General features: G+C 74.8%; 14 protein-coding genes. 9 read left to right on the forward strand and 5 right to left on the reverse strand.

The genetic code is table 11. The annotated features are described in order from the left end of the window. The 4 genes from AF1_RS35400 to AF1_RS28165 all read left to right on the forward strand — a co-directional run. Positions 1 to 1,324, forward strand: a 1,324-nt coding sequence (locus tag AF1_RS35400) for a DUF5691 domain-containing protein (RefSeq protein WP_169804061.1), incomplete at its 5' end; no start/stop codon positions are given. 23 nt (positions 1,325 to 1,347) lie between these two features. Further along, positions 1,348 to 2,454: an ATP-binding protein gene (locus tag AF1_RS28155; protein WP_067805954.1), complete on the forward strand. Its 1,107-nt coding sequence runs from the start codon at positions 1,348 to 1,350 to the stop codon at positions 2,452 to 2,454. Beyond that, positions 2,451 to 4,715 (forward strand): DUF5682 family protein, encoded by a 2,265-nt coding sequence (locus tag AF1_RS28160; protein ID WP_242609018.1) that lies wholly within the window; start codon positions 2,451 to 2,453, stop codon positions 4,713 to 4,715. Before AF1_RS28155 ends, AF1_RS28160 begins: the two co-directional genes overlap by 4 nt. An 11-nt stretch (positions 4,716 to 4,726) precedes the next feature. Further along, positions 4,727 to 5,908, forward strand: coding sequence for a VWA domain-containing protein (locus AF1_RS28165; RefSeq protein WP_067805957.1), 1,182 nt, complete (start codon positions 4,727 to 4,729; stop codon positions 5,906 to 5,908). Here AF1_RS28165 and AF1_RS36005 read toward each other — a convergent pair. Continuing rightward, complete coding sequence (locus tag AF1_RS36005) at positions 5,897 to 7,357, reverse strand: serine/threonine-protein kinase (RefSeq protein ID WP_067805923.1); 1,461 nt, start codon at positions 7,355 to 7,357, stop codon at positions 5,897 to 5,899. The genes AF1_RS28165 and AF1_RS36005 overlap by 12 nt on opposite strands. A 103-nt stretch (positions 7,358 to 7,460) precedes the next feature. Here AF1_RS36005 and AF1_RS28175 point away from each other — a divergent pair, with 103 nt between their 5' ends. Genes AF1_RS28175 through AF1_RS28185 form a run of 3 tightly spaced genes read left to right on the forward strand, consistent with a single transcriptional unit; the run spans position 7,461 to position 9,950 of the window. Beyond that, positions 7,461 to 8,513: a DUF6777 domain-containing protein gene (locus tag AF1_RS28175; protein ID WP_131732976.1), complete on the forward strand. Its 1,053-nt coding sequence runs from the start codon at positions 7,461 to 7,463 to the stop codon at positions 8,511 to 8,513. A 25-nt stretch (positions 8,514 to 8,538) separates the two neighbouring features. Further along, positions 8,539 to 8,940: an ArsR/SmtB family transcription factor gene (locus tag AF1_RS28180; RefSeq protein WP_067805930.1), complete on the forward strand. Its 402-nt coding sequence runs from the start codon at positions 8,539 to 8,541 to the stop codon at positions 8,938 to 8,940. Then, complete coding sequence (locus AF1_RS28185) at positions 8,937 to 9,950, forward strand: cation diffusion facilitator family transporter (RefSeq protein WP_067805933.1); 1,014 nt, start codon at positions 8,937 to 8,939, stop codon at positions 9,948 to 9,950. The genes AF1_RS28180 and AF1_RS28185 overlap by 4 nt, the downstream gene beginning before the upstream one ends. Before the next feature lie 33 nt (positions 9,951 to 9,983). On the opposite strand, the gene AF1_RS28190 is transcribed toward AF1_RS28185, so the two are convergent. Together AF1_RS28190 and AF1_RS28195 are read right to left on the reverse strand one after the other, a co-directional pair. Then, on the reverse strand, positions 9,984 to 10,871 hold the full coding sequence (locus tag AF1_RS28190; protein WP_067805936.1) for an amidohydrolase family protein: 888 nt from the start codon (positions 10,869 to 10,871) through the stop codon (positions 9,984 to 9,986). Positions 10,872 to 10,891: 20 nt separating this feature from the next. Next, on the reverse strand, positions 10,892 to 11,914 hold the full coding sequence (locus tag AF1_RS28195; protein WP_067805939.1) for an alpha/beta hydrolase: 1,023 nt from the start codon (positions 11,912 to 11,914) through the stop codon (positions 10,892 to 10,894). Between the two features lie 172 nt (positions 11,915 to 12,086). Here AF1_RS28195 and AF1_RS28200 point away from each other — a divergent pair, with 172 nt between their 5' ends. Then, a complete protein-coding gene (locus AF1_RS28200) occupies positions 12,087 to 13,073 on the forward strand; it encodes a diacylglycerol/lipid kinase family protein (RefSeq protein ID WP_067805961.1) in 987 nt (328 codons plus the stop codon). 4 nt (positions 13,074 to 13,077) lie between these two features. Here AF1_RS28200 and AF1_RS28205 read toward each other — a convergent pair whose 3' ends face one another. Beyond that, positions 13,078 to 13,638 carry a PadR family transcriptional regulator gene (locus AF1_RS28205; RefSeq protein ID WP_067805945.1) on the reverse strand — a complete coding sequence of 187 codons (561 nt, stop codon included), beginning with the start codon at positions 13,636 to 13,638 and terminating at the stop codon, positions 13,078 to 13,080. Between the two features lie 57 nt (positions 13,639 to 13,695). Then, complete coding sequence (locus AF1_RS28210) at positions 13,696 to 14,562, reverse strand: aldo/keto reductase (protein WP_067805948.1); 867 nt, start codon at positions 14,560 to 14,562, stop codon at positions 13,696 to 13,698. 82 nt (positions 14,563 to 14,644) lie between these two features. On the opposite strand from AF1_RS28210, the gene AF1_RS28215 reads away from it, so the two are divergent. Then, complete coding sequence (locus AF1_RS28215; RefSeq protein ID WP_067805951.1) at positions 14,645 to 15,310, forward strand: helix-turn-helix domain-containing protein; 666 nt, start codon at positions 14,645 to 14,647, stop codon at positions 15,308 to 15,310. Positions 15,311 to 15,479: the final 169 nt, after the last annotated feature.

Raw genomic sequence — 15,479 nt, forward strand, 5'->3', positions numbered from 1 at the left:
GGTGGCGCCGGCCCCGGTGGAGGACGCGCCGGTCGTGCCGCGGGCGGCGGCGGCCCGGCTGCGGCGGATCCTCGGCGGGGAGCAGATCCGGGTGCTGCCCGAATGGCTGGACGCCGCGGCGGCGCACGGCTGGCGCGTCCCCCCGCAGGCGCTTCCCGACCTGCTGGACCGCGGCCGCAGTGACCGGGTGCTGCGGCCGTCGATCGCGCGGGCGGCCGGGCGGCGCGGAGTGTGGCTGGCCCTGCAGAACACCGACTGGGCCTACCTTGTCGGTTCCGGGGACGATCCGGGCGGCGGTCACGAGGTGTGGGAGACCGGGACGCGCAACCGCCGGGTCGCGTACCTGACCAGGCTCCGCAAGACCGAGCCGGGCCGCGCAAGGGAGCTGCTGCGGCAGACGTGGGGCAAGGAGCCCGCACCTGATCGCGCCGCCTTCATCGCCACGTTCGAGCACGGGCTGTCGCCGGACGACGAGGAGTTCCTGGAGGCGGCCCTGGAGGATCGGGGAAAGGACGTCCGGCAGCGCGCGTCCGACCTGCTGGCCCGCGTGCCCGGGTCCGCCTACGGGGAGCGGATGGCGGCGCGCGCCCGCGCCTGCCTGACGCCGGAGGTCCGCACCGTGCGGGGGCGCGAGCAGACCTGGATCCGGGTGAGCCCGCCGCAGGCCCATGACGAGGACATGGCCCGCGACGGCATCCCCTTCCATCCCAGCGGGTCGTTCGCGCCGCGAAGCGGGGGCGAACCGGTCGGTACGCGGGCGGCGTGGCTGCGCGAGATCCTCGCCCGCACTCCCCTGTCCACCTGGACGGACCTGTTCGGGCTGCCGCCGATGGAGGTCGTGTGCCTGCCGGTCTCCGATCCGGGCGGGCGCGACGTCCACATCGGCTGGGCCAAGGCGGCGCTCGGCCGGCGCGACGGCGCCTGGGCGCGGGCGCTGCTCAAGGGCGGCGTCATGGTGGACGAGCCGGAGGCGCTCGCCGACCTGCTGTCCGTCCTGCCGGAAGGCGAACGCGACGCGGCGGCGGCCGACCTGATCCGCTGGGTGGAGGGGCGGCCCGATCTGCTTCGGGTGCTGGAGCGGGTGCCGGGGCCGTGGACGGGCGCGCTCGCGGCGGCGGTGGCCGCCACGCTGAACGCGTCCGCCGGGCGTCCCTCGCGGCCCGCCGAGCACCTGATCATCCAGCTGTGCCGGCTCGCCGACCAGCGGCTCGATCCGTCCGCCGTGTCCCGCATCGCGCTCGGCGGCACCGTCCCGCACGCCCTCACCGAACTGATCGCCACCCTGCGTTTCCGCGACGAGATGCTGAAGGAGCTCACGCCTTGACCGACGACCAGGTGCCGGGTGGTCTGGAGGGTCGCCCCTCCAGAGAGGGCAGGGACGCGGTTCTGCGTCCGCACGCCGAGCAGGAGTACGCCGGCGAGCTGGCGCGGCTGGCCGAGCACGACGACCGGCCCCGCCCGCCCGGCTGGCGGCTGTCACCGTGGGCGGTGACCACGTACCTGCTCGGCGGCGGCCTGCCCGACGGCACGGTGATCAGCCCGAAGTACGTGGGGCCGCGCCGGCTGATGGAGGTCGCGGTCGCGACCCTGGCGACCGACCGGGCGCTGCTGCTCCTCGGCGTCCCCGGCACGGCGAAGACGTGGGTGTCGGAGCATCTCGCCGCCGCCGTCAGCGGCGACTCCACGCTGCTCGTGCAGGGGACCGCGGGCACGGCGGAGGAGGCCGTCCGCTACGGGTGGAACTACGCGCGGCTGCTCGCCGAGGGGCCGTCCGAGCGGGCGCTGGTGGAGAGCCCGCTGATGCGGGCCATGCGGCGCGGCGCCGTCGCCCGCATCGAGGAGCTGACCCGGATGCCGTCCGACGTCCAGGACACGCTGATCACCGTCCTGTCGGAGAAGACGCTGCCCGTCCCCGAACTGAACACCGAGGTGCAGGCGCGCAGGGGGTTCACGGTCATCGCGACCGCCAACGACCGCGACCGGGGCGTGAACGAGCTGTCCAGCGCGCTGCGCCGCCGGTTCAACACGGTCGTGCTGCCGCTGCCGGAGACCGTCGAGGACGAGGTCGACATCGTGGCCCGCCGCGTCGGCCAGATCGGCGCCGGGCTGGAGCTGCCCGAGTCTCCGGCGGGCCTGGCGGAGATCCGCCGCGTCGTCACCGTGTTCCGCGAGCTGCGCTCCGGGGTCACCGCCGACGGGCGGACGAAGATCAAGTCGCCCGGCGGGACGCTCGGCACCGCCGAGGCCATCTCGGTGATCACCAGCGGGCTGGCGCTCGCCGCGCACTTCGGCGACGGGGTGCTGCGCGCCGCCGACGTCGCGGGCGGGCTCGTCGGCGCCGTCGTCCAGGACCCGGTGTCCGACCGCGTCGTGTGGCAGGAGTACCTGGAGGCCGTCGTCCGCGACCGCCCGGAGTGGCATGACTTCTACCGGGCCTGCCGGGAGGTCTCTTGAGCCACGTCGAGGTCTTCGGCGTCCGCCACCACGGGCCGGGCTCGGCGCGGGCGCTGCGCGGCGCCCTGGAGGAGTTCAAGCCGGACGCGGTGCTGGTCGAGGGCCCGCCGGAGGCCGACCCGATCGTGGAGCTCGCCGGCGACCCGGGCATGGTGCCGCCGGTCGCGCTGCTCGCCTACTCCCCCGCCCCGGACGGCGGCGGCCACAAGGCCGCGTTCTGGCCGTTCGCCGAGTTCAGTCCCGAGTGGCAGGCGATCCGGTACGCGCTGGGGGCGGGCGTTCCCGTCCGGTTCTGCGACCTGCCGGCCGCGAACCAGCTCGTCCCGTCCGGACGGGAGCGGGACATGTCCGGCCACGCGGCCGAGGGGATCCGGCTCGACCCGCTGGGCCGGCTGGCGGAGGCCGCGGGGTACGACGACGCCGAACGGTGGTGGGACGACGCGGTCGAGCACCGCGGCGCCGGGCCGTCCCCGTTCCCCGCGATCGCCGAGGCGATGACGGAACTGCGCGCCCGGCTCGCCGAGCAGCCGGAGGGGACCGCGCCCGCCGGGCCGCCGCCCGGCCGGTCCCCGCGCGAAGAACGGCGCGAGGAACAGCGCGAGGCCCACATGCGGCGGACGCTGCGCCGCACCCTCAAGGAGGGGCATGAGCGGGTCGCGGTCGTCTGCGGCGCCTGGCACGTGCCCGCTCTGCGGGCGAGGATCCCAGCGGCCAGCGACGACCGGACGCTGCGCGGGCTGCCGAAGACCAAGGTCGCCATGACCTGGGTCCCGTGGACGCATGGGCGCCTCGCCGGCCGCTCCGGCTACGGCGCCGGCGTCCGCTCCCCCGGCTGGTACCACCACCTGTTCACGGCCCGCGACCGCCCGATCGAACGGTGGCTCACCGCCGCCGCCCGCGTCCTGCGCGAGGAGGACCTGCACGTCTCGTCCGCGCACGTGATCGAGGCCGTCCGGCTCGCCGAGGCCCTGGCCGCACTGCGCGGGCGCCCGCTCGCCGGGCTGGACGAGGTGACCGAGGCGGCCAGGGCCGTGCTGTGCGAGGGCGCGGACCTGCCCGTCGAGCTGATCCAGCGGCGCATGGTGGTCGGCGAACGGCTCGGCGCCGTCCCGGAACGGGCCCCGATGGTCCCGCTCCAACGCGACCTGCAGGCCGAGCAGCGGCGGCTGCGGCTCAAGCCGTCCGCGCTCGGCAGGGAGCACGATCTCGACCTGCGCAAGCCCACCGACCTCGAACGAAGCCGCCTGCTGCATCGGCTCCGCCTCCTGGACGTCGACTGGGGCGTCCCCGCCGGCACGGGCCGCTCCAAGGGCACGTTCCGCGAGACGTGGACGCTCACGTGGCGGCCCGAGTTCGATGTGGAGCTGATCGAGGTGAGCGCGTGGGGCACGACCGTGCGCGGCGCGGCCACGGCCCGTGCCGAGGCGCTCGCCGACCAGGCCGCCGCGCTCGCCGACCTGACGTCGGTGGCCGAACGCTGCCTCCTCTCCGACCTCGGTGACGCGCTCCCGAGCGTCATGGGCGCCCTCGCCGACCGCGCCGCCGTGGACACCGACGTGGCGCACCTGATGTCCGCGCTGCCCGCCCTCGTCCGCGCGCTGCGCTACGGCGACGTCCGCGGCACGTCCACGGGCCCGCTCCGCACGGTCGTCGACGGCCTCATCGTCCGCGTGTGCGTGGGCCTCGCACCCGCGATCACCGGCCTGGACGACGCCGCCGCCCGCGAGTTCCTCGCCCACGCCGACGCCGTCCACGGTGCCCTGTCCCTCCTGGCCGACGAGGCCCACCTCGAACGCTGGCGGACCGCCCTGGAGGGCCTGCTCACCCGCCCGGACGCCCTGCACGGCCGCATCGAGGGCCGCCTCACCCGCCTCCTCCTCGACGCGGGCCGGCTCGGCGACGTCCCCGACCGGATGGCGCGCGCCGTGTCCGCCGGCGCCGCCCCCGCCCGCGCCGCCGCCTGGATCGAGGGCTTCCTGTCCGGCGGCGCCCTCCTGCTCCTGCACGACGAGGCCCTGCTCCGCCTGGTCGACGGCTGGATCGCGGGCCTGCCCGCCGGCTCGTTCACCGACGTCCTGCCCCTGCTCCGCCGCACCTTCGGCGCCTACTCCGCCGCCGAGCGCCGCGCCATCGGCGAGCGGCTCCGCCACCGGGCCGGGCCCCGCCCGGGCACCCCCGGCCATCCCGAGGATCCCGTGGACGAGACCCGCGCGGCCCCGGCCGCCGCCACGACCCTGCGAATCCTCGGCTGGGCGAACTGATGGGGGAGGGCATGGCCGAAGGTGGGACGGAGAGCGGCGAGCGGCTGCGGCGGTGGCGGCTGGTGCTCGGGGGCGAGGGGGCCGACGGGACCGGGGTGACGCCCGCCGGGGACGACGCCCGGATGGACGGGGCGCTGGAGAAGCTCTACGGGGGCGGCCGGGAGGGGCGGCCGCGGCCGGGGCGCCGGAGTGCCGGGCTCGGCGACTCCGCGCCGTCGGTGGCGCGGTGGCTCGGGGACATCCGCGAGTACTTCCCGTCGAGTGTCGTGCAGGTGATGCAGAAGGACGCGATCGAACGGCTCGACCTCACGCGGCTGCTGCTGGAGCCGGAGATGCTGGACGCCGTCGAACCGGACGTGCATCTCGTGGGGACGCTGCTGTCGCTGAACCGGGTGCTGCCGGACCGGGCGCGGGAGTCGGCGCGGGCGGTGGTGCGGAAGGTCACCCGGGATCTGGAGCGGCGGCTCGCGCAGCGGACGCGGTCGGCGGTCGGCGGGGCGCTCGACCGGTCCGCGCGGGTAGCGCGGCCGCGGCGGCTCGCCGACGTGGACTGGGAGCGGACGATCCGCGCGAACCTGCGGCACTACCTGCCCGAGCACGGAACGCTCGTCCCCGAGCGGATGATCGGGTACGGGCGCCGGCGGCGGGCCGTCGAGCGGGACGTGGTCCTCGCGATCGACCAGAGCGGGTCGATGGCGGCGTCCGTGGTGTACGCGAGCGTGTTCGGGGCGGTGCTGGCGTCGCTGCGGTCGCTGCGGACGTCGCTGGTCGTGTTCGACACCGGCGTCGCCGACCTGACGGACCGGTTGCACGATCCGGTGGAGGTGCTGTTCGGGACGCAGCTCGGCGGCGGCACCGACATCAACCGGGCCGTCGGGTACTGCCAGGGGCTCGTCACGCGGCCGGAAGACACGATCATGGTGCTGGTCAGCGACCTGTACGAGGGCGGCGCCAGGGCGGAGCTGCTGCGCCGGGTCGGGACGCTGACGGCCGCGGGCGTGCAGGTGGTGGTGCTGCTCGCCCTGTCGGACGAGGGCGTCCCCGGCTACGACCACGACAACGCGGCGGCGCTGGCCGCGATGGGCGTGCCCGCGTTCGCCTGCACCCCGGACGCGTTCCCCGGCCTGATGGCCGCCGCGATCGAGCGCCGCGACCTCAAGGAGTGGTCCGAGCGGCACGCCTCAGCGGGGTGACCGGGACAGTCCCCGGGCGAGGAGGATCACGACGACGGCGGTGAGCGCGGCGTGGCCGGCGAGCGCGGACACCTGGATCTGCACGAGCGCGCCCCACGCCGCCCACATCGCCACGCGGGCGACGCGCGCGGCCATCACCGTCCACGCGGCGGGACGGCTGCCGCGCCACGCGAGGATCACCGCCACCAGCGTGACCACGGCGACGACGGCGAACGAGGACGCCACCACGGGCAGCAGGCCGCCGCGGTGCCCCGCCGACAGGGAGGGCCGCGCGATCAGGATGGCGAGGGCGGCGACGTCCAGGGCCGCCAGCAGCCCGGCGAGGACGAGCGCCGTCAGCAGGGCCGGTCCGCGGCGCGGCGCCCGGGGCGCCGCGGCCACCGGGGTCCATGGCGCCGCCGGGGTCGTTCCCGGGGACGGGACGGCCGGCCCGGCCGGTTCGGGGGGCGGGCCGGCGTTCCGCGTCGTCCCGATGGCCGGCCCCGGCGCGGGCTCCCCGCCGGCGGGAACCGGGCCGACCGCCGTGCCCGGGCCCGGGGTGAGGGCGGGCCCCTGGCCGGTGGACGCCCCCATGCCCGTGCCGGGGGCGGGAAGGGTGGGCGCGGGAAGGCGGTCGGTCGGGGCCTCCGGGGAGCGTTCGCCGAGGAGCCAGAGGAGGACGTCCTCGGAGGTGGGCCGGGCCTTCGGGTCCTTGGCGAGGCAGGCGGCGGCGACCTCGGCGAGCGGGCCCGGCAGGACGCTCAGGTCGGGCGTCTCGTGCATGATCCGGTACATGACGGCGGGCAGCGGGCCGCCGGCGAACGGATCGCGGCCGGTGGCGGCGAACAGCAGGGTGCCCGCCCAGGCGAACAGGTCGGTGGCGGGGCCGACCCGGCCGGAGAACTGCTCGGGCGCCATGTAGGCGGGGGTGCCGACGACCTGGCTGGTCAGCGTGGAACCGGCGTCGAACGCGCGGGCGATGCCGAAGTCGATCACGCGCGGGCCGTCCGGGCCCATCAGGACGTTCTGCGGCTTGAAGTCGCGGTGCACGACGTTCGCGCGGTGGATCGCCGACAGCGCCGTGACCGAGCTGATCGCGAGCCGGTCGAGGTCGGCGCCGGTGCGCGGCCCCTCCTCCAGGACGAGGGTGCGCAGCGACGGCCCCGGCACGTACTCGCTGACGATGTAGGGGCGGTCGCCCGCCATGTCGGCGGCGAGCATCTGCGCGGTGCAGAACCCGGCGACGCGCTGCAGCAGGGACAGCTCGCGGACGAACCGCTCCCGCGCGTTCGCGTCGCCGAGCAGCTGGGCGTGCAGCAGCTTGACCGCGACGCGGGACGGCCCGGGCCCCGGTTCGGCGGGGCGGCCGAGATACACCGCGCCCTGCCCGCCGGTGCCGATCCGGCCGAGCAGCTCCCAGCCGCCGAGCCGGGTCGGATCGGCTGCGCCGAGCGGAACCGGGCCCGCCATTTCGCACCCCCGCAGAAAATCGAGCATTCCGCCGCGCACAAATCCGCTTCGCCCGGCATCGAAGAGTATAGGTTCGGCGAGCCCGGAGCGGGAGAGACGACGCATGCTTGAGATCCATTCTGCAATTGCCCGGCCACGGGCCGTCGCGGGGGCGGCCCTGGCCCTGGTGCTGGCGGCCGGCGCGCTGGCCGGCTGCGGGGACGCGGGCGCGACCATCACCCGGCTGACCGTGGGGTCCCCGGGGCCCGACCCGTACGCGCTGATGTCCAACACCGACAAGATCGACGTCAAGCAGCGGCCGCGGGCGGGCGGGACGAAGGAGGGCGACTCCCCCGGGCTGTACGGCGGGACGCGGCAGGCGTCCACCTGCGACCAGCAGAAGCTCATCGCCTTCCTGCAGGCCAACCCGGCCAAGGCGCGGGCGTGGGCGGGCGTCCAGGGCATCCCGGTGAGCGACATCCCGCGCTATGTGTCGCGGCTGACGCCGGTGCTGCTCCGCACCGACACGCTGGTGACCAACCACGGCTATCACGACGGTGAGGCGACGAGCGCGCCCGCCGTCCTCCAGGCCGGAATGGGCGTTCTCGTCAATGGCTACGGGGTGCCCACGGTGAAGTGCAATTGCGGCAATCCGCTGACCCAGCCGGCGAAAAAGATCGCCGCCGGGAACGCGTCCTACACCGGCCGGTCCTGGCCGGGATTCGAGAAGCGGAATGTGACCCGGATCCGGCCGCGGGATGCCGGGAAGGGACCGATCACCACCTTCGTGCTCGTCGACCCGGGGGCGACGATGGGGTTCGAGCGGCCCCGCGCGACCGAGGGGGCGCAGGACGGGCCGCCGGCCGAGCTGCCGCCCACCGAGACCGAGGTCCCCGCGAGCGACTCGCCGGCGCCGTCCGACTCCGGTCTGGAGTCGCCGGGCATCGAGTCGCCGGGCCCGGAATCGCCGGGGCCGGAGTCGCCCGGCCTGGAGTCGCCGGGCACGCCCGGCCTCGAATCCCCCGGCACGCAGCCGCCCGGCCTCGGCCCTGAATCACCGGGCGTGACGCCGGACGACCCGGGTACGGGCACCGGTGGGATGGATTCGCCGGGGGACGACCCGCAGAGCCCGATCTCGCTGCCGCCGTCGCAGGAGCCGGCCCCGGAGATCTCCTGATCGGCCGTGCGATACATTTGCACATATGAGCAGTACTTCAGATGTGGCGCCCGCCGGGGTCCCCGCCGACGCGTGCGCCGTCCGGGTGGTCGACCCCGAGAAGGTCGCGATCGTCTCCGCCGCGCTGCCGGGCGCGGAGACGATCGCCGAGCTGGCGCAGGTGTTCGGGCTGCTGGCGGACCCCGGGCGGCTGCGGGTGATCATCGCACTGCTGGAAGGGGGGGAGATGTGCGTGTGCGACATCGCGGCGTCCTGCGGGCACTCGGAGTCGGCGGTCTCGCACGCGCTGCGGCTGCTGCGCGCCAACCGGGTCGTGCGGGTCCGCCGCGCCGGCCGGATGGCCTACTACCGGCTCGCCGACTCGCACGTCCGGATGCTGCTCGATCTCGCCCTCACCCACATCGGCCATGGAGAGGAGGGCTCATGATCGGCGGCGGCCGCGGACACGGAGCAAAAGACCACGGTCACGGCCACGGTCACGCCGTCTCCGCGGGCACCGACCGGAGGCTGCTCGCCGCCGCGCTCGCGCTGATCCTCGTCTTCATGGCCGGCGAGGTGGTCATCGGCCTGGTCTCCGGCTCGCTGGCGCTGATCTCCGACGCGGCGCACATGATGACCGACGCGTTCGCGATCGCGCTGGCGCTGGTCGCGATGCGCATCGCCGCACGCCCCCCGAAGGGCGGCTACACCTTCGGCCTGCGCCGCGCGGAGATCCTGTCGGCGCAGCTGAACGGGCTGACGCTGATCCTGCTCGCGGCGTACTTCGTCTACGAGGGCGTCCGGCGGCTGATCGAACCCCCGCATGTCGAGGGCCAGTTCGTGTTCTGGACGGCCCTGGCCGGCATCGCCGTCAACATCGTGGCGACCGTCCTGCTCAGCCGGGCCAACCGGCGCAGCCTGAACGTCGAGGGCGCGTTCCAGCACATCCTCAACGACCTGTTCGCGTTCGTCTCCACCGCGATCGCGGGCCTCGTGGTGTGGACGACGGGTCTGACCCGCGCCGACGCCGTCGCCTCGCTGGTGGTGGCGGCGCTGATGCTCAAGGCCGGGTACGGGCTGCTGCGGGCCGCGGGGCGGGTGCTCATGGAGGCCGCCCCGGCGGGCCTCGACCCGTCCGAGCTCGGGACCCGGCTCGCCGGGCGCCCCTGCGTGGAGGAGGTCCACGACCTGCACGTGTGGGAGCTCGGCTCCGGCTACCCGGCGCTGTCCGCGCACGTGCTCGTGGACGCGCAGGGCGACTGCCACGCCGTCCGCCGCGATCTCCAGGAACTGCTCCGCGACGCCTACGGGATCACCCACACGACGCTGGAGGTCGACCACGTGGACGGGCCCTCCGGCGGCGCGCACGTCCACTGCGAGGACGCGCACGGCCCCCGCCACGTGTCGGACACCGGCGAACCTCACGAGCACGCCGGAAGCACACCCTGCGAGCACTGACACGCCCCCGGGTCCGCCCGCTACGGCAGCCCGCTACGGCAGCCCGAAGAGCTTGGCGGGGCCGTTCCAGCAGACGGCGCGGAGCCAGTCGTCGCCCAGGTCGAGCGCGGCGAGCGACTCCAACTGGTGCGCGTACTCGTAGGGGATGTTGGGGAAGTCGGTGCCGAGCAGGATGCGTCCCTCCAGGCCCAGCTCGCGGAGGCGGGGCAGCAGCGCGTCCGGGAACCCGGCCAGCCGGGCGAAGCGGGTGAAGACCATCGTCGTGTCCAGATGGACGCCCTCGTAGGCGTCCGCGAGCGCGAAGAAGCCCTCGAACTCCGGGGCGCCGAGGTGCGCGACGATCGTGGTGAGGCGCGGATGGCGGGCGAGGACCTCACCGAACGGGCCGGGACCGGTGTAGCCGTTGGCGACCGGGCCCGAGCCGGCGTGGACGAGGGCGGGCACACCGGCGTCGGCGAGCATCCCCCACACGGCGTCGAGTTCCCCGGCGCGCGGATCGTACCCGCCGACCTGGAGGTGGACCTTGAACACGCGGGCACCGGCGTCCAGGGCCCGGCCGACGTAGTCCTCGACGCCGGGTTCGGGGAAGAGCGTCGCGGTCTGGAGGCATTCGGGGACGCGGGCGGCGAACTGGGCGGTCCACTCGTTCAGCGACTCGGCCATGCCGGGCCGGTGCGGGTAGGCCAGCGACGTGAACGCGCGGACGCCGAGACCGCGCAGGAACGCCAGCCGCTCCTCCTCCGAATCCCGGTACCGGATGGGCCATTCGGTGCCGATCAGCGGACCGGCCTCGTCGAAGTACCCCCAGACCGCGCTCATCAGCCGGGGCGGCATGAAATGAACGTGGACGTCGATGATGCCGGGCAGCCCGAGCGCCTGCCAGAACGAGGGGACAGCTGAATCAGAATGAGGTTCGGCCACCCCCCGACCCTAGCCGGAGCTCAGGTGATCTCGGCCAGCAGGGCGGGCAGCGTCGCACGAAGCTCCCGGCGCCAGTAGGGCCAGGTGTGGGTGCCCCGGTAGAAGTGCGTCGTGACGGGGATGCCCAGTTTGCCGAGCTTGCCGGCGAACTCCCGGTTGACAGTGCGGGCGAGGACCTCCAGCACGTCCCGGCTCCCTTCACTCCGCCGGCGCTCCGCTCCCCGGGCCGGGTCGCACGGACCGGGGGCGCCGTCGCCGGCGCTGACGTGCAGGCGCACCCCGGCGAGCCGTCCGGCCAGGTCGTACGGGTTGTGCTGCCGCCACACGACGCGCTGCTCGTCGGGGTCGCCCCACACGTTCGTCCAGTCCAGGGCCGGCGCGCCGATCGCGACGCCCAGCTCGACGAGGTCGGCGACATCGAGCCCGGACGGGTCGCGGTACAGCGTGTGAACGGGCCCGCTGAACGAGGCCGCGGCCCGGAACAGGCCGCGATGCCTGGCCGCATACGCCAGTGCGCCGAGACCGCCCGTCGCGTTTCCGGCGATGGCGCGGCCGGGTCCGGCGCGGTATCCGCGTTCCAGGATCTGCCGGAGCTCGGCGAGATGGAACGTCTCCCACTTCGGCGCACCGCCGCCCCCGCGATTCCACCAGTCGGTGTAATGGGCGCACGGGCCGCCGTCCGGCATGACGACGAGCACGCCGGCGTCCTCGGTCAGCTCCTCGATGTCGGAGTGGTCGCTCCAGGCGGTGTGGCCGTCCCGGCCGGCGCCCGCCCCGTGCAGGAGCCAGAGCACCGGCCAGGTGCGGGAGGCGGCCCGTGACCAGCCGCGGGGCAGCAGGAGGCGGGCATGGGCGACGCTTTCCAGGGCGGGTGAACGGACGGCGAGGTCGAGGACGCGGCGGCGGATCCGGCGCTCGCCGACCACCACGGCGCCGTCGTCGGCGGGTGCCGCCGAGGGGGCCGCGCCGCCCGCCGCGACGGACGCCGCGAGCCCGGCGACCATCGCGATGAATCCCGCTCCCGCCACACCGCGCAGCCACATGATTTTCGCCCCGGGTCAATCAGAAGTGCGTCACTTGTAAGGTTCCCACCCGGCACCATGTTTCAACGCTCCGTAATCGGTTTATAAAAAGTCGGGCCGGTTGTTCCGGTCCACGTTCCTTGTAGGGTGACGCGGACGAGGGGGGCGACCGGTCGAGATGCGGAGCGTCGAGATGCGGAGCAAGGCGGAACTGGAATCGGTCATCGCGGGCGGCGGACGCGCGGTGCTGGTGATCAACTCCCGCTCGCGGCGGGGCCGCCGGCTCTACGGCACCGCCCGCCGGCTGCTGCGCGAGTCCGGGCTGGAGTTCCTGCACGTGTTCCCGGTCACCGACCCGACCCGGCTGCGGGAGCTGTTCACCGACGTCCTCGCCCTGGAGCCCGACCTCGTGGTCGTCGGCGGCGGGGACGGCACGGTCGCCGAGGCGGTCGGGCATCTGGCGCACCGCGACATCGCGCTCGGCGTGCTGCCGCTCGGCACCACCAACAACTTCGCCCGCAGCCTGGAGCTGCCGCTCGACCTGCCCGGCGCGGTCCAGACCCTCGCCCTCGGCGGGCCCGACGGCGGGAAGGTCGCGGACGTGGACGTCGGCTGGTTCGAGTCGACCGGCGACCCGCAGGGCGCGGGGCCGGGCGCCGACCGCGAGCACATCTTCGCCAACATGGTGAGCCTCGGGCTGTCGGTCGATGTCGCCGAGCACGTCCCGCACACGCTCAAGCGGTTCGTGGGACGTCCCGCGTACGCGCTGACGGCGGCGCGGCTGCTGCCCCGGCACGAGGCGTTCACCGCGCGCATCACGATCGACGGCGAGACGCACGAGCTGGTGACGCACCAGCTGAACATCGCCAACGGCGCGCACCACAGCGGGCAGCGGATCGCCCGCGACGCCAGCCCCGACGACCGGCTGCTGGCCGTCTACCGGCTGGGCGACGAGCGGCGGCTGCGGCTGGCGTCGGCGACGGCCCGGCACGTCCTCACCGGGCAGTGGCGGTCCCTCGCCGAGGACGCGTTCCTCACCACCGCGCAGGTCGAGATCGAGACCGATCCGCCGATGCGGGTGGACGTGGACGGCGAGATCCGGGGCCGCACCCCGGTGTCGATCAAGCTGCGCGGCAACGCGCTGCGGGTGATCGTCCCGCGGTCGTTCAGCGACAGGTGACCGGCTACTTCGCGGCCTCGCCCGCCATGACGTAGGCGCCCGCCTCCAGCCGGTCGATCAGCCCGCGCGTCCACGCCGTGGCGGACTCGGCGGAGTGCACCCACCAGCCGAGCAGCTCGCGCAGATGGTCGGACGGGTCCCGCTCGGCCAGGTGCGGGGCGACGGACGCGCGCCATCCGGCGAGCCCGTCCAGCCGCTCGCGCAGCAGCCCGATCGCCTCGGCGCGGGTCAGCTCGGTGAGGAACCCGATCCCGGCCGTCAGCATCTCCGGGTGGCGGACGTCGACCGTGGCGATCGCGCAGCGCAGCAGCCGCATGAACTCGGCCCGGCCCGCGTCGGTGATCTCGTAGTCGGTGTGCGGCGGCCCGGCCTCGCTCTCCTCCACCTCATGGGCGCGCAGCAGGCCCTCCTTGGCGAGCTGCTTCAGCGCGTGGTAGATCGAGCCCGGGTTCACGTGGGCCCACTCGTCCGAACCCCACGACATGAGTTCGCGGCGCACCTCGTATCCGTGCGCCCGCCCGAACCGCCGCACTCCGCCGAGCACCAGCAGCCGCGTCGTCGACATCGTCTCCCCCTGATCACAAAACCCGTCCAGGGTAGACGGTGCGGGCGGCGCGGATGGTCAGCTCCGCGACACGGCGAGATCTTCCGGGTGAAGGGCCAGGCCGGCGGCGGCCATGTTCTCCTCCAGGTGGTCCGGGGAGCCGGTGCCGGGGATCGCGAGGGTCACCGGCGACAGGGCGAGCAGGCCCGCGAGGAGCACCTGCGCGACGGTCGAGCCGTGCCGCGCGGCGATCGCGGCGACGCGGGCGTCGTCGGGGATGCCGAAGCCGCCGAGCGGGAAGTACGGCACGTAGGCGATGCGGTCGCGTTCGCAGATCTCCAGGAGTTCGGTGTCGCGGGGCCGGGTGATGTCGAAGCGGTTCTGGACGGCGGCGACGGGCGCGATCTCGCGCGCCTCGGCCAGCTGCGCCGCGCTGATGTGGCTCAGCCCGAGATGCCGGATGAGGCCCTCCTCGCGTAGCCCGGCCAGGACCGCGAACCGCTCCCCGACCGGCTCGGCCACCGGGGCCCGGTCCACCGCCTCGACCGGCCGCAGGTAGACGAGATCGAGGTGGTCGCGGCCCAGTTCGCGGAGGTTGCGTTCGACCTCGGCCCGCAGGCCGGACGCGGGAATCGCGCCGGACGGGAACGGGTCGCCCGGCCCCCGGTACGGCCCGACCTTCGTGGCGATGACCAGGCCGGGCGGGTAGGGGCTCAGCGCCGCGCGGATCATCTCGTTCGCCGCCGGCCCGTCCGGGTGATAGTAGAACGCGGCGGTGTCGATGTGGTTCACGCCCAGGTCGACGGCCCTGCGCAGGATCTTCAGCCCGGTGCCGCGGTCGTTCGGCGGGCCGCCCCGCCGGCTCGCGGGCAGCCGCATCGCGCCGAAGCCCATCCGGGCGACGCGCAGATCGCCGCCGATGTCGAACGTCTTCTGTGTCGTCATGCCCCCACGGTGCCGCGTGCCGCCGTCCCGGCCGAGCCGCTGGCAGCTTGCTGCCAGTGCCCGCGTGGCAGACTGAACGTCGATGAGCCTCGATCCGGACCGGAATGTCGTGCTGCGCGGTGAGGCGGAGCTGGCCGAGCGCGCCGGGCGGCTGTTCTTCGCACGCGAGGAGTTCGCCTGCGCCGCGACGGATCTGAACACGTGGGCGCTGCCGGGGTTCCGGGAGCGGATCGTCGCCGAAAGCCGCCGGGTCCGGCCCCGGCCCGCCGTCCGCAAGCTGTACACCCCGGCGGCGCTCGCGGACGAGGAGTCCGAACGGCGGCTCGTGGAACTCGCCGGGGCCGGGGTCCGGGTACGGATCTGCCCGGCCCCGCTCCCGCACGAGACGATCATCGTGGACCGGCGGGTCGCGATCCTCGCCGGCCCGCCGCGGGGCGGCGTCCGCGAGTACACGGTCGTCCGGTCTCCGGGCGTGGTGCGGGGCGTCGTCTCGCTGTTCCGGGCGGCCTGGGAGACGGCGGACGAGCTGGCCGACCACCGCCGCGACCGGCCGCCCGCGCTGTCCGAAGAGAGCCGGCGCATCCTGCGGCTGCTCGGCGGCGGGCTGAAGGACGAGGCGGCGGCGCGGCGGCTCGGCATGCCGCTGCGCACCTACCGCCGCCGCGTCGCGGAGATCCTCACGCTGCTGGACGCCGACTCCCGCTTCCAGGCGGGCCTCCGCGCCCACGAGTACGGCCTGCTCGGCTAGGGGCTTCAGCCTCCGGCGAGGGGGACCAGTTTGATGAAGACCAGGCCGGGGTCGGTGGTGAGGTCGATCTCCTCGTCCAGGTCCTCCACCTGGCGGTCGCCGGCGAGCACGAAGAACCCATTGGCGAGGAAGGCCCGCTCGGCGATGTCCGCCTGCCGTTCCCAGTCGA

This window comes from Actinomadura formosensis NBRC 14204, from assembly GCF_001552155.1.
GTDB classification, from domain to species: domain Bacteria; phylum Actinomycetota; class Actinomycetes; order Streptosporangiales; family Streptosporangiaceae; genus Spirillospora; species Spirillospora formosensis.

Excerpts from the sequence above, each read along its gene's own strand:
- AF1_RS36005 (WP_067805923.1), bottom strand. The coding sequence starts at position 7,357 with ATGGCGGGCCCGGTTCCGCTCGGCGCAGCCGATCCGACCCGGCTCGGC.
- AF1_RS28200 (WP_067805961.1), top strand. The coding sequence starts at position 12,087 with ATGCGGAGCAAGGCGGAACTGGAATCGGTCATCGCGGGCGGCGGACGC.
- AF1_RS28210 (WP_067805948.1), bottom strand. The coding sequence starts at position 14,562 with ATGACGACACAGAAGACGTTCGACATCGGCGGCGATCTGCGCGTCGCC.
- AF1_RS28215 (WP_067805951.1), top strand. The coding sequence starts at position 14,645 with ATGAGCCTCGATCCGGACCGGAATGTCGTGCTGCGCGGTGAGGCGGAG.
- AF1_RS28195 (WP_067805939.1), bottom strand. The coding sequence starts at position 11,914 with ATGTGGCTGCGCGGTGTGGCGGGAGCGGGATTCATCGCGATGGTCGCC.
- AF1_RS28165 (WP_067805957.1), top strand. The coding sequence starts at position 4,727 with ATGGCCGAAGGTGGGACGGAGAGCGGCGAGCGGCTGCGGCGGTGGCGG.
- AF1_RS28180 (WP_067805930.1), top strand. The coding sequence starts at position 8,539 with ATGAGCAGTACTTCAGATGTGGCGCCCGCCGGGGTCCCCGCCGACGCG.
- AF1_RS28205 (WP_067805945.1), bottom strand. The coding sequence starts at position 13,638 with ATGTCGACGACGCGGCTGCTGGTGCTCGGCGGAGTGCGGCGGTTCGGG.
- AF1_RS28185 (WP_067805933.1), top strand. The coding sequence starts at position 8,937 with ATGATCGGCGGCGGCCGCGGACACGGAGCAAAAGACCACGGTCACGGC.
- AF1_RS28175 (WP_131732976.1), top strand. The coding sequence starts at position 7,461 with ATGCTTGAGATCCATTCTGCAATTGCCCGGCCACGGGCCGTCGCGGGG.